This is a genomic window from Candidatus Omnitrophota bacterium, assembly GCA_028715965.1.
Classification (GTDB): Bacteria; Omnitrophota; Gorgyraeia; order Tantalellales; family Tantalellaceae; genus JAQUQS01.
In genome coordinates, this window is record JAQUQS010000031.1 from 1 (window position 1) to 12,677 (window position 12,677).

The 12,677-nt window shown below is 52.7% G+C and carries 13 protein-coding genes; 1 reads left to right on the top strand and 12 read right to left on the bottom strand.

Going from position 1 to position 12,677, the window contains the following annotated elements; translation table 11 throughout:
- The 12 genes from PHH49_08130 to PHH49_08185 all read right to left on the bottom strand — a co-directional run.
- The coding region (locus tag PHH49_08130; GenBank protein ID MDD5488906.1) for a PAS domain S-box protein at nucleotides 1–1,038 on the bottom strand (1,038 nt) is incomplete at its 3' end.
- Complete coding sequence (locus PHH49_08135) at nucleotides 1,035–1,484, bottom strand: hypothetical protein (protein MDD5488907.1); 450 nt, start codon at nucleotides 1,482–1,484, stop codon at nucleotides 1,035–1,037. The genes PHH49_08130 and PHH49_08135, both read right to left, overlap by 4 nt.
- Before the next feature lie 31 nt (nucleotides 1,485–1,515).
- Entirely contained in the window at nucleotides 1,516–2,529 is a 1,014-nt protein-coding gene (queA, locus tag PHH49_08140; GenBank protein ID MDD5488908.1) for a tRNA preQ1(34) S-adenosylmethionine ribosyltransferase-isomerase QueA, read from the bottom strand.
- Between the two features lie 8 nt (nucleotides 2,530–2,537).
- Nucleotides 2,538–3,731: a SpoIID/LytB domain-containing protein gene (locus PHH49_08145; GenBank protein MDD5488909.1), complete on the bottom strand. Its 1,194-nt coding sequence runs from the start codon at nucleotides 3,729–3,731 to the stop codon at nucleotides 2,538–2,540.
- 38 nt (nucleotides 3,732–3,769) lie between these two features.
- A complete protein-coding gene (locus tag PHH49_08150; protein MDD5488910.1) occupies nucleotides 3,770–3,985 on the bottom strand; it encodes a DUF2905 domain-containing protein in 216 nt (71 codons plus the stop codon).
- A gap of 26 nt (nucleotides 3,986–4,011) precedes the next feature.
- Nucleotides 4,012–5,058 carry a Holliday junction branch migration DNA helicase RuvB gene (gene ruvB, locus PHH49_08155; GenBank protein MDD5488911.1) on the bottom strand — a complete coding sequence of 349 codons (1,047 nt, stop codon included), beginning with the start codon at nucleotides 5,056–5,058 and terminating at the stop codon, nucleotides 4,012–4,014.
- Between the two features lie 48 nt (nucleotides 5,059–5,106).
- Nucleotides 5,107–5,727 (bottom strand): OB-fold domain-containing protein, encoded by a 621-nt coding sequence (locus tag PHH49_08160; GenBank protein MDD5488912.1) that lies wholly within the window; start codon nucleotides 5,725–5,727, stop codon nucleotides 5,107–5,109.
- Complete coding sequence (gene ruvC / locus PHH49_08165; GenBank protein MDD5488913.1) at nucleotides 5,724–6,230, bottom strand: crossover junction endodeoxyribonuclease RuvC; 507 nt, start codon at nucleotides 6,228–6,230, stop codon at nucleotides 5,724–5,726. The genes PHH49_08160 and ruvC overlap by 4 nt, the downstream gene beginning before the upstream one ends.
- 29 nt (nucleotides 6,231–6,259) lie before the next feature.
- Nucleotides 6,260–7,021 carry a YebC/PmpR family DNA-binding transcriptional regulator gene (locus tag PHH49_08170; GenBank protein ID MDD5488914.1) on the bottom strand — a complete coding sequence of 254 codons (762 nt, stop codon included), beginning with the start codon at nucleotides 7,019–7,021 and terminating at the stop codon, nucleotides 6,260–6,262.
- 76 nt (nucleotides 7,022–7,097) lie between these two features.
- On the bottom strand, nucleotides 7,098–9,155 hold the full coding sequence (fusA, locus tag PHH49_08175; GenBank protein MDD5488915.1) for an elongation factor G: 2,058 nt from the start codon (nucleotides 9,153–9,155) through the stop codon (nucleotides 7,098–7,100).
- A 166-nt stretch (nucleotides 9,156–9,321) separates the two neighbouring features.
- Nucleotides 9,322–9,726: a hypothetical protein gene (locus PHH49_08180; protein MDD5488916.1), complete on the bottom strand. Its 405-nt coding sequence runs from the start codon at nucleotides 9,724–9,726 to the stop codon at nucleotides 9,322–9,324.
- Nucleotides 9,723–12,236 (bottom strand): histidine kinase dimerization/phosphoacceptor domain -containing protein, encoded by a 2,514-nt coding sequence (locus PHH49_08185; GenBank protein ID MDD5488917.1) that lies wholly within the window; start codon nucleotides 12,234–12,236, stop codon nucleotides 9,723–9,725. The genes PHH49_08180 and PHH49_08185 overlap by 4 nt, the downstream gene beginning before the upstream one ends.
- Nucleotides 12,237–12,367: 131 nt before the next feature.
- Between PHH49_08185 and PHH49_08190 the strand changes: the two genes are divergently transcribed.
- A partial coding sequence (locus tag PHH49_08190; protein MDD5488918.1) for a LysE family transporter occupies nucleotides 12,368–12,677 on the top strand: 310 nt, incomplete at its 3' end.

Here is a 12,677-nt window from a genome sequence, read left to right on the forward strand (position 1 = left end):
CATTCCGGCGGCAAAGCTGTTCATGAAAAGGAACTTTCCCTCCCTGTTTATCTTGGCAATAGGATGGTTGGCGCTCTCGACAAGTATCCGGTACGCTTCCTCACTTTCCTTGAGGGCGTCAGCGCTTTTGGTCCGATCTTCCTCACGGTTAATGGCCATGGCCATAATGCTCAGGAAATATATGTCCAGGTCCGTGAATTCCACGTCCTTGTCATAAACCACGCATAAACTGCCGACGCATTCTTCCCCTGAGAATACGGGATATCCTATATACGTTCTAAGCCCATACCTCTTTACATTAGGATCGCTCTTGCAATAGGACGACTTCTCCAGGTCCTTGACTATGTAGGGCCTGCCTTTTTCCCTTTTCTTGATGACATCAAAACACATATGCCCCTGAGGATCGTCCATTACTTTATGGCCGGATGGGACGTTCCATACTCCAAGCGAATATAACATCCCGTCCCTCAGGCGGTTATATATAGCGCAGGTACCACCCATGATCTCCCCGCATGCCTTGGTCAGCATATCGATATTGGCCTTGAAGTCAGGACCAAGACTCGCGAACAGGTTATTGAGCTGTATCATTTTTGTCTCGATAGATACGCGCTCCGCCGCGTCCCTCACCGACATCACGATCTTCCTGCTGCCGCTGTCCTCCGAATACACGGTCACCACTTCACCGATGCCCCTGCTCCCGTCCTTCTTCATGATACGGCAGACATAGGCTCCGGCAGCCGTTCCCACGCGCACCGATTCGATATAACTGTTCTCTTCCGGGAAAATTTCATGAATGGGTTTGCCCCTAAGTTCTCCCCTGGAATACCCCAGCATTCTGTAAACAGCCGCGTTCGCTTCCTCTATTTTCAGGGTCGCCGGGTCTAATACCATAAAAGCTTCGGAGGCATTCTCAAAAAGAAGCCTGTATTTATCATCGCACACGGGTCCCTGACCCTCATCGTCCGGGACCCGTGGCTGGTCACCGCGCTTAGCGGCCCATTTTCCCGGCTTCCCGGCTCCTCCAAATGGCCACATCATTTCCTGCCTCCCGACACGCTTCCATATTCAAGATAGAACCTGCCGTTCACGGCCTTACTGAACTCGTAAAAATCCTCACCAAGTATCAACGTCTCGGAGGACCCCAGGTCCGATTCCCTTACGGCGGTAATGATCTTCTGCCCCTTTTTATCCTTTGATACGGTAATGGCTGAGAGCCCTTTGCTCTCCATGACATTGGTTATATCATATTCTATACCGTCTTCAGGCCTGCCCTCGCGCGTACTATTGATCACATCGGTTATGACCACGTTACCGTCCGCTTCGTTCACCAGCGCCTCGGCTTCGTACATATCGTCCCTTTCCGTGAACATCCCGTCCTCATACTCCCCGCTGGATATGGACTTCAAGACAAGCGCCCCGGCATACGCGTTCAAGAAAAGAACGAATGCCGCCACTGCCACTATGGTCACTACCATCCTGTTCATATATCCCCCTCCCCTTTTATGATAAGCCAGGCTATACTATAAGCATGGCGTCACCGTATGAAAAGAACCTGAATTCACGCTCTACAGCCTCCTTATAAGCCCTCAATATAAGGTCCCTGCCCGCGAAAGCGCTTACAAGCATTAAGAGCGTTGAACCCGGAAGATGGAAGTTGGTTATCATCCTGCTAACTATTTTAAACTTATATCCGGGATAAATAAAGAGATTTGTTCTTCCCGAGAACGGCTTTACCCTGCCTGCTTCCGGTTCAGCCGCGGATTCCAAGGCCCTGGTGGAAGTCGTTCCTACCGCTACTATCCGGCCGCCCTTATCCTTAGTGGAATTGATGATATCCGCGGCCGCTTTTGTTATCTCGAAATATTCGGAATGCATCTGGTGATCCTCGATATGCTCGGTCTTCACCGGAGCGAACGTCCCATACCCCGTATGTAAAGTTATCCGGGCTATATTCACGCCTTTAACGGATATCCTTTTTATCAGCTCATCGGTAAAATGAAGGCCCGCCGTAGGCGCCGCGGACGCCCCTTCCTTTTCCGCGTATACCGTCTGGTAATCTTTCCTGTCGGAAGGGACATCTTCCCTCTCTATGTAAGGCGGCAACGGTATATGGCCGTATTTCAGCGCCTCCTCAAGGGGGCGGTCGAACTCGACTATCCTGGCCGGGCCGGACTTACCGAGCACCCTTACCTCGATCTTGTCGGAAACGAGTATTATCTCCCCATCCCTTATGCGTTTTGACGGGTTAACGAGCGCGGTGAGCTTTTCACCCCGGGTATCAAGAAGGAATATCTCGACCTGGCCGCCGCTTTCCCTCCTGCCGTAGAACCTGACCGGAACGACCTTAGTGTCGTTCACTACCAGGCAGTCTCCCGGGTCCAGAAAAGACAATATGTCAGAAAAGGTCTTTTCGTCCACGGTCCCGGCTATCCGATCCACGACCATAAGCCTGGACGTGTCCCTTTCAGAGAGCGGTCTCTGGGCGATAAGTCCCTTAGGCAGGGAATACTGGAATTCCGAAAGCCGCATAAGACGTCTTACACCTTCCCCGCGAATATTCTCCGCACCTTATCGAACCGCGTGATCTCGGTGTTCGGATAATAAAATTTCAATATCTTTTCGGCCCCCCAACGGTCGAACGCCAGCTTTAAAGCTCCCCATTGGCACATACCGACCCCGTGCCCCCACCCGTATCCGCTGAAAAGGTAAAAACGCGGATACTTCTTTATGTTCATGTTAAGGCTTTTAAGGTACTTGCGCCCTACAGCGGACCTGAGATCATCCCCGCCGATCTCAAGCCACCTGTTCCAGGACCTTATCCTTATGGACACCACTCTTCCGGAATCATCCCTGGGGCCTATCTTTATGTCATCTATCCTGTCCACGTCATACCCTCTGGCCTTAAGGCCCTCAAGTATGGTAGCTGTCGGTATCTTTGCCTGCCATCGGAAGTGCGGCGACCAGCGACACCAGCGGCATTTTACGCCCTCAAGGAGCGCCATGCGCTTCCCCCATACCCGGGATGAATCCTGGGTATGACCGCCGCAACATGAATGGAAATACGCGGGAAAAACCACCCCGTCACGCGCCAACACCTGGCCACGCGTGGCGTCCACGGCGCCCGAGGTACGCCACCTTTCCGCGGACCTGCCGCCATACACCTGTGAAAAGGTATCGTTGGTAACATCGAATTCCCTGTTCTTACGGCGTATGGTCTCATAAACAGTAAAGCTTCTGGAGGCTATGGCCTGCGCCTTAAGGGCCGCGAAGGGCCAGAAACTGTTCATTTCCCTGGGAACAACCCCCTTCAGGTAATCCTCGATGTCCACCCTGTTGATGATATCCATTCTCTCTTCGTTCCTGATGATCTCGATGTTACCTCGATATACCACGTTATCGACGCGTATCCCCTTGTTCCTGTAGGGATATATCCTTATACGGTCCAGCTCATACAGGTGCCCCTCCAAAGCTATCCCTCTCCTCGGCGCCCGCGCGGTAACCCCGTCATGTATATCCAGCTTGTCGTCCAGGATCTTGCCTCTGACCACATCGACCAGTTTGCATGGCCCGTTGGATGCTATTATGGCGCTATCGGCGTTGTGTGCTATGCGTACGCGCACAATAACACCACGTTCACCGCCGACCCGGCCTGGAAGGACAAAGAAGAATTTAAGGATGGATATCGCCAGTAATATCCCAATGAGTATGTATGAGATCTTTTTTATCGTCATCTTATTATGGGTCCCCACGCCGGGCCGAAAACACAGGTTCATCTTTTAGAAAAAATACTGAACATGACCGTTAATACCAGGCTCAGGACAACGGATGTGGCGACCGGCAGATAAAAAGTGAAGTCCCCGTTCTTTACCACTATATCTCCCGGTAGCCGCCCGGGCCATGACATCTTGCCCATGGCCATGAACACCAGACCCGTCATCATGAGTACAAGCCCCGCTACCAGGAGTGTCCTGCCTATATGCTGCATATCCCCGCTCCTTCAGGGTCCGGTTTTCAGAAAAGTTCACCCTGCCGCGCTAACCCTTTCCCCATATAACGGGCCGCCTCATCGGTAAGTTCCCGGCCGCGAGGGGTCCTCCTGAGAAAACCTATCTTTAAAAGATATGGCTCGACCACGTCCTCTATGGTATCGGATTCCTCGTTGAGCGACGAAGCTATGGCCTCTATGCCTACCGGCCCGCCCTTGTATGAAGTATGGATGATCTCGAGAAGTCTCCGATCCAGCCGGTTCAGGCCCTTTTCATCTATCCCGTGCATCTCCAGGGCCTTCACGGCCGACCCGGAATTTATGGTCCCGTCGGACTTGACCTCGACCCAGTCCCTTACCCTCCTGAGCAGCCGGTTGGCTATTCTCGGCGTTCCCCTGGAACGGGATGCTATTACCCTGGCGCCGTCGTCGTCTATGGAGATCCCGAGGAGTTTAGCCGATCGTTTGATTATGTCACAGAGCTGTTCCGCGGGGTAAAGTTCCAGGTTATACGACATCCCGAACCGGTCCCTAAGCGGCGCGCTGAGAAGCCCCGAACGGGTGGTCGCGCCAATAAGCGTGAATTTCTTCAGGTTGAACTTTATGGTCTTAGCGTATGGCCCTTTATCGACCAGGAAATCTATCTGGAAATTCTCCATGGCCGGGTATATGAACTCTTCGACCACTTTTGACAGCCGGTGTATCTCGTCGATAAAGAGTATATCGCCTTCGGCCAGGTTGGTCATTATACCGATGAGATCTCCCGCGCGTTCTATCGCGGGGCCGCTGGTAGCCGTTATTTTGGCGTTTTTTTCATTCGCGATTATGTGGGCGAGCGACGTTTTCCCCAGACCCGGGGGGCCCGACAGGAGTATATGCTCCATGGGTTCACCCCTGCGCCTTGAAGCCTCGAGCGCTATGGAAAGGGAATCTATTACCTGACCCTGCCCCACAAAATCGGAGAGCATTCCGGGACGCAGGGATATATTCGTTATTAGGTCGTCCTCCGTCTCCACCTGTTTTACGAGGTCCTCGCTTTTGTCCACGAATCTTTCGCGTTTATTCTCGGACATCTTTCTCCTTTTCCCGCGGCAAGTCCCGGCCCGGTCCTTTCACACGGATCATTTCTTGCGTTCCCTGTAGACCTCGTTCAGGAGCTCTTCGCTGGTCGTTATCCCCGGCTGCCTCTCCAGGGCCTTCCTCACCATGTCTTCAGCTTCCGTCTTCCTGTACTGGAGCTGGATAAGTACCGCCACGGCCTCTTCCTTTATATCCTCGTGGTCGGAAGATATATCCATCTCCTCATCGCGTATAAGCCCGAACTTCCCGACCTTGCCCTGTAGTTTCGCCACGATAAGCCTTGCCTTCTGTTCCCCTATACCCGGAAGCCCTTTCAGGAAAGATACGTTGCCCGAATCTATAGCTCCGGCTATAAGCGAAAAAGGCTGCGCGAGCGCCCTGCACGCCGCTTTGGGCCCGACACCGGAGACCGATATGAACTTCTCGAAGAACTCCCTCTCTATCTCGTTCTCGAAACCTATAAGCACAGGCGTCCCGCGGGACTGGTCTATCTGGTAATAATGATATATCACCAGTTCCGTCTCGCTGCCGAAAACGCTCCTTCCCTCCATCGAGTTCATTACCGCCAGGGGTACCGCTACCTCGTACGTGATGTGGCCGCAATGCACCTCTACGGCATTCTCCTTCTTCCGCGTGATCCTGCCCTTTATACTGGATATCATGCCTTTCGCCTCCCGGCGCGTTTTTTGTCGAGTTCTATATACACGTAACTGATGGCCATCGCGAGCGCGTCGCTCACATCGAAAGGTTCGGGCGGCGCGTTAAGCCCGAGAAGGGTGCGCACCATGTTCTGCACCTGGTGTTTCCCGGCCCTGCCGTTACCTGTAACTGCCTTTTTTATACGCGTCGACGGATAACTGACAAGCTCGACACCGTGTATGCCGCACGCCAGGCATACTACCCCTCTGGCATGCCCCATAAGTATGGACGTTACAGGGTGCTTATAATGCGAATAGAGTTTCTCCAGCACAAGTACCTCGGGCCTGTATTCAGTGATGATCTCCTCGAGATTGCTGAAGATATCCTTCACCCTTGAAGAGATGCTCTCGCCCGTCGACGTCCTGACGACCCCGGCCTCCAGAAGCCTCATATCATCCGTGCTTTCGGCTTCAACAAGGCCGTACCCTGTCCTCAAAAGTCCTGGATCGATCCCTAATATTCTCACAAATCCGTTCCGCGCGCGGTCCGCACGCCTTATTTTTTCTCGTCCTCGACCTGTTTGATGATATCGTCCGGGATATCGAAGTTCGCGTACACGTTCTGTACGTCATCATTATCCTCAAGGTCCTCCACAAGCGCCAGTATCTTTTTCGCGGTTTCCTTGTCCCCGACCTTTATCTCGTTCTTCGGTATCATGCTGAGCTCCTCGGACTCGATCTTGACCTTTTTCTGGGTCAGTCCCGTCCTTACCTTATCAAAATCCTGCGCCTCGCATATTATCTCGAAATAATCATCGTCAGACTTGAGGTCCTCCGCCCCCGCGTCGAGGGCTATTGAAAGAAGGTCCTCTTCGTTGGCATCGGTCGTTTTCACCATAAAAACGCCTTTTTTCTCGAACTGGAAGGCCACGGACCCGGCGCCTGCCATATTACCGCCGCGTTTGGTGAACGCGCTCCTCACCTCGCTGGTCGTCCGGTTCTTGTTGTCCGTGAGACCCTCGACAATTATCGCCACGCCTCCGGGCGCGTATCCCTCGAAAGAGACCGTCTCATATGTGGTCCCCTCAAGCTCCCCGGTACCTTTCTTAACACCGCGGTCGATGTTGTCCGACGGCATATTCGCCTCTTTAGCTTTTTGGATGGCAAGCCTGAGCCGGGGATTTCCGTCGGGATCTCCGCCGCCTTCCCTGGCAGCGACCGTTATCTCCCTTATGAGCTTTGTGAAAAGCTTTCCCCTCTTAGCGTCAAGAGCCCCTTTTTTGTGTTTAATACTTGCCCATTTTGAATGCCCGGACATATATCTTCCTCCTTTTACCTTCCTTGTATATCAAGCGCTAAGCCCGGACACTCCCGGACCCGGTGCTTTATTTTCATCAATGCTGATGCTGTTCTTCCCACTCTTTCTTAGCTTCCGCGATGATCTTCTGCGCGATGTTCGGCGGTACCGGGTCATAGTGGGAGAACGCCATGGTGTATGTAGCCCTTCCGCCCGTGAGGGATTTAAGCTCGTTCGCGTATTTATACATTTCCTCCAGCGGCAGCTGGGCCTTGACGACCTGCATCCCGCCTTCGGAGTCCATACCCTGCACCCTTCCCCTGCGCGAGCTTAAGGACCCCGTAATATCGCCCATGTTCTCTTCCGGAACAGTGAGCTCAACGTTCATGACCGGTTCGAGGAGCACCGGCTTCGCCTGTTCGAAACATTCCTTGAACGCGTGCGCCGCGGCGATCTGGAACGCTATATCCTTGGAATCCACAGGATGTGTTTTTCCGTCGTACACCATCACGCGTACGTCAACCACCGGGTGGCCCGCTATTATACCTTTGGCCATGGCGTTAATAACTCCCTTTTCACAACTTCCCACGAACTGTTTCGGTATGGCCCCGCCTACCACTTCGTCAACGAACTCGAACCCTCCACCACGCGGCATCGGCTCTATCTTCATCCATACTTCAGCGAACTGCCCGGCCCCGCCGGATTGTTTCTTATGCCTGTACTTGGCGTCTCCCTTACCCGTAATGGTCTCTTTATAAGCCACTTTCGGGGTACCTATCTCGACATCCACACCGTATTTGTTCTTCATACGCGCGAGTACCGTCTTGAGATGCAGTTCCCCCATCCCCGAGACCACGAGTTCATGTGTCGCCTCGTCCAGCGCCATATGGAACGTCGGGTCCTCTTCCGAAAGCTTTGTGAGCACGTTGGATATCTTGTCCTCATCGGACCGGCTTTTCGGCTTTATTGAGAAACTTATGGCCGCTTCCGGGAACTTAATGGCCTTGAACCTGACCACGTGCTTTTCGTCCGACAATGTGTCACCCGTATGAGTATCCTTGAGTTTCGCCACCGCGCATATATCCCCCGCTACCGCTCCATCCGCCGGCACCTGGTCCTTCCCTTTCAGGAAAAATATCTGCCCGAGCTTTTCCTGGCCCTCCCTTACGGTGTTGGTCGCGCTCTGCCCGGTCGCTATCTTGCCGGAACGTATACGAAATATGGATATACGGCCGGCGTAAGGGTCCGATATGGTCTTGAACACCTGCGCGGAGAACGGCGCGTCTTCCTTAGGCTCTACAACGTTCAAAGCGCCTTCCTCTCCTCCTTCTATCTCGGCGGCAGCCGCGTCCAGTGGCGATGGAAAATAATCCTTTATGATATCCATGACCCCTTCCACCCCGATCTCTTTCTCGCTGGAGACAGGGATGACCGGCATGATCTTGCCGGAGACAACACCTTGCCGGAACGCGCGCTTCAGGTCCTCATCCGACAGGGCGCCTTCTTCCAGGTATTTCTCTAAAAGGGCGTCGTCAGATTCCGCGACACCTTCGGTCATTTCGCCGGAAAGCGTTTCGGCCTTTGCTTTGTCCCCGGGCGCGAGGGCATCTATACCCTTTTTTGTCAAAAGATTGGCGACTCCCTTGAATGAAGGCCCCTGCCCATCTGGATAACAATATGCCACGCAGTTCTTGCCCAGCGTGTTCTTTATGCTCTCGAACACTTTGTCAAAATCAGCGTTGTCCTTATCCATGCGGCTTATCACGATAAGCGCCGGGAGGTTCCTCTCCTGCGCGTATTTCCAGAACTTCGTAGTGCCCACCTGCATGCCGCTCACGGAATCGATCATCAATATCGCCGCGTCAGCCGCGTTCACGGCCGCGAACACCTCACCGGAATAATCGAGGTATCCGGGCGCGTCCAACACGTTGACCTTGACCTCGTCCTTTTCGTAAAAAGCCACGCTGAGGTTTATGGAATTCTTTCGCTCTTTTTCGTCGTCATTATAATCGGATACCGATGTCCCGTCATCCACGCTACCCTTCCGGGAGATGGACCCTCCCTTGAAAAGCAGGTTTTCCAAAAGAGTTGTTTTACCGGCTCCGGAATGGGAAAGCAATACGACGTTACGGATGTCTTTGGTTGAAACAGTCACCTGGATACCTCCTTATGTTAGTGTTGGACGGAAGATATTCAAATAAGCACCGGCGGCACGCGTAACGCGCTGACGGGTAATGCCTTCTTAGAACAGGCTTTTACTGGTTGTTACTATAATAGTGACAGTAATTTATTATAAGAGGATGGTTTTTTTTGTCAAGGAATTACAGTATGGCGTCCTGGCCGGGGCCCGCTTCTTCTACCTTCTCCCGGGAGCCGTAGAACCCGGCCTCACCTGTATCTTTGTCAACGACTACCGCCACACGTTCTATCCTTTCCCCGGATACCGGCATCCATTCTTTCACCAGATACACCACATGCCAGTAGTCGCCCACATCTATCGCCGTATCCGGCAACATGCGTTTCACCCCGTAATTCTCGAGGAGGCCGGTCTTCCCGGACACGAAATCCTGCGCTATCGCCAGGGCGCGCGCGCTCGACATCCGTTCGTCGGTAGAGAACCCTCCATCCTCTTCTATCACAGAGGCCTCTTCCGCGAGGATACGCCCGGGGAGGAACACCGCCATAGCTAGCAGCAATACGATACCTGTCGATATCCCCTTCTTCACGAAAGCTTCGCCCCCTTACATGTCAGGTGGAAAGTCGTCCCGTTTGATGAGCTTTCAACCCTGACCTCACCGCCTATCTGGCGCGCGAGATTATATATGAGTTGGAGCCCCAACGTTTTCGGGGCGGTAAGGTCCACTTCCGGCGATATACCCGCGCCATCGTCCCGCACGATCATATGCAGCGTCTCGCCTTCCAGTTTGGTGTTTATTTCTATCCTGCCGTTCTCCCTTTCCTTGAACCCGTGCTTTATCGCGTTGGATATAAGCTCGTTAAGCGTGAGCGCGCACGGTATGGCGTGATCGACATCCAGGAACACCCGGTCCCCGGACACGGAAAGTTCAACATGCGTGGCCTTTCCCGACAACGTGGATATAACGCTCTTGGACATGCTCTCTATGTACTCCAGGAGGTCAAGTTTGGACACGCTCTGGGTCCCGTATATCTTCTCATGTATAAGCCCCATGGCCTTCACCCGGTTTATACTTTCGTCCATCATATGCTTGGCCCCGTCGTCTTTTATCTTCACTCTCTGCAGGCTGAGGAGGCTGGCGACCACCTGGAGGTTGTTCTTCACCCTATGGTGTATCTCCCGGAGAAGCACCTCTTTTTCCTTCAGCGCCGTCAGGATGCACTCCTCATCTTGTTTCCTCTTCGTTATCACGCGAAAATATACCGTTATACCTGCGGCGGTAGAGGCCACTTTAACCTCATACCAGTTGTGGTACGGCTCGATATCAAAGTAAGTCTCGAAAGCCACGGGCTTCTTGTTCTTGATAGCCCACCTGAATTTCTCCTCAAATATGGACCCCTTTGCCTCGGGAAAGATATCAAGGAACGGCTTGTTCACCTCCACTCGCCTGTCAAGCTCCAGAAGTTCATACGCGGCTTTATTCATGTACCTGAGGACCATATCGTTGTCTATTACCATGAACCCGTCGGTAATACTGGCGAGTATCTCCTTCATCTCCCGGTTATGCTCCTCAAGCGCCTTTTCCGCCTTTACCCTGTCGGTACAATCCACAAAATGACCCACTATCCCGTTAACACCCGGCACATCCAGCATGTCGGACAGGATCCCTTCAAGATATTGCCATTTACAGCTGTTTTTCGGCTTTATCCTGATCGGGCCGATCTTCACGGTCTTCCTTTTTCCCGTCAGGATGGTCTCTATCCCCTTTTTATAACTTTCCACGTCATCAGGATGGGTGAGATCCCCCACGGACATCTTTTCCCTCACATCCACGGGGGCATACCCGTATTCCGCCAGCGAGCTCGGACTGAGGTATAAATACTTACCTTCCCGGTCGATAACGACCGTAATATTAACAGTCCCTTCGGTGAACGCCCGGAACCTTGACTCACTTTCACTCAGTTTTCTTTTATATGTTCTCTGGCCCAGCAGGTATATGGACATCACGCCCAGAACGACCATGAGACCGCCGGCGATCATCCACGCCATTATGAACATCTTCCGGTATCTTTCCCTCTGTGTCTTCTCCGCGTTGACGATTATGGTGCCGGGCGGCATTGGAGGACTGAATCCCCATTTTTCAAGCTGCATGGCGTCATACATATAAGGGCTTTCGTCATGCTGAAGTATGGGTATGTTACCCGCTTTTTCGCCGTTCAATATACGTAGGGCCATTCCAGCAGCCAGCGTTCCCTGTCGTCTTCCGCTCAAAAGCTTCCCTCCCACGACACCATAACCCAGGTAATTATCGACAAGGGAGTATACAGGCACAGTTGAGGCCTTAGACAACCTTGAGGCGATGTCCTGGGGAGATATATAATTGCCATTCTTCCCCCTATACCAGGAAAGGACAAGCAACATGCTGTTGTCCGGTAATGTGCTCGCTTCTTCGACAAGCTCCCGACTGCTGAGTTCCTTGCCCGAAAGGTACTGGAACTCCAGTTGTTGGTATTCTTTCTCTATCCTTACAACATCCTTTAATTGTCCTGCCCCGGTAGGAGAGTCGTCCACGGCCACGAAAACCTTGCTGATATCCTTGTTCAGAGAAAGAGCCAGGTCTATGGTACCCTCGATATCAAGCGTCTCAATTATACCCGTAACGTTCTCTTTCTCACTGACAAGCGCGGGATCGAAATCATCCACACCGGAGAACACGATCGGTATACCGTGGAACATCCCGCTCTGCTGGCTCATGACGAACCTGAAGGCGTTATCGTCGGTCACGATCACGACATCCGGACCATCCTCCTGTCCTCCATATTTGATCCCGAGGAAATGCGTGAGCTCTTCCAGATATTGTTCGTTGAAAAATCGTTTCGTGTCCAGATATTCCACCCGGATGTCGACCTCCGGGACCGCGTCGCGAAGGACCTTCTCCGCTCCGGAGACCTGCTCGTCCGTCCACCTGAACCCTTTATGGTATGAATTGATTATAAGGACTTCCGGGACCTTCTTGTGCTCCGCTAATACGAACTCGGAACAAAGAAAGATGCCCCCGACAAGGAGAGAACATGTAACAAGAACCGTTATGCGTTTCATACGTTTCGGCTGTTCCACAGACCTTGAATTAATTATAAGCCCACGCTTCACGATACTACAAGCTGTTTTTCTTGCTTTTACTTCCACCAACCGGTTTTGTATATCGCCCGACGTAATGTAAACTTGCATAAATGAGTGAAACAGGACCGTTCGTCATATTGTTCCTTTTCCTGGCCGGGTTCTCCATCGGCATCTCCGGGGCCATAATCCCGGGTCCTCTTACGTTCTTCACTGTTTCCGGGGCCCTGCGTACGGGAAGTAAAGCCGGCCTCAAGACAATGGCAGGCCATATCGCGGTGGAATTCTTCCTGATATTATGCCTGTATCTCGGTTTGCGCGAGATACTCACGTTCCCGCCTTTCCTCTCGGCGATATCCATCCTGGGAGGCGCGGCCCTTATGATAATGGGCATTATCCTTTTCTCGGGCGCCAGTGGAATGA

Excerpts from the sequence above, each read along its gene's own strand:
- PHH49_08135 (MDD5488907.1), bottom strand. The coding sequence starts at position 1,484 with ATGAACAGGATGGTAGTGACCATAGTGGCAGTGGCGGCATTCGTTCTT.
- queA (MDD5488908.1), bottom strand. The coding sequence starts at position 2,529 with ATGCGGCTTTCGGAATTCCAGTATTCCCTGCCTAAGGGACTTATCGCC.
- PHH49_08145 (MDD5488909.1), bottom strand. The coding sequence starts at position 3,731 with ATGACGATAAAAAAGATCTCATACATACTCATTGGGATATTACTGGCG.
- PHH49_08150 (MDD5488910.1), bottom strand. The coding sequence starts at position 3,985 with ATGCAGCATATAGGCAGGACACTCCTGGTAGCGGGGCTTGTACTCATG.
- ruvB (MDD5488911.1), bottom strand. The coding sequence starts at position 5,058 with ATGTCCGAGAATAAACGCGAAAGATTCGTGGACAAAAGCGAGGACCTC.
- PHH49_08160 (MDD5488912.1), bottom strand. The coding sequence starts at position 5,727 with ATGATATCCAGTATAAAGGGCAGGATCACGCGGAAGAAGGAGAATGCC.
- PHH49_08170 (MDD5488914.1), bottom strand. The coding sequence starts at position 7,021 with ATGTCCGGGCATTCAAAATGGGCAAGTATTAAACACAAAAAAGGGGCT.
- PHH49_08185 (MDD5488917.1), bottom strand. The coding sequence starts at position 12,236 with ATGAAACGCATAACGGTTCTTGTTACATGTTCTCTCCTTGTCGGGGGC.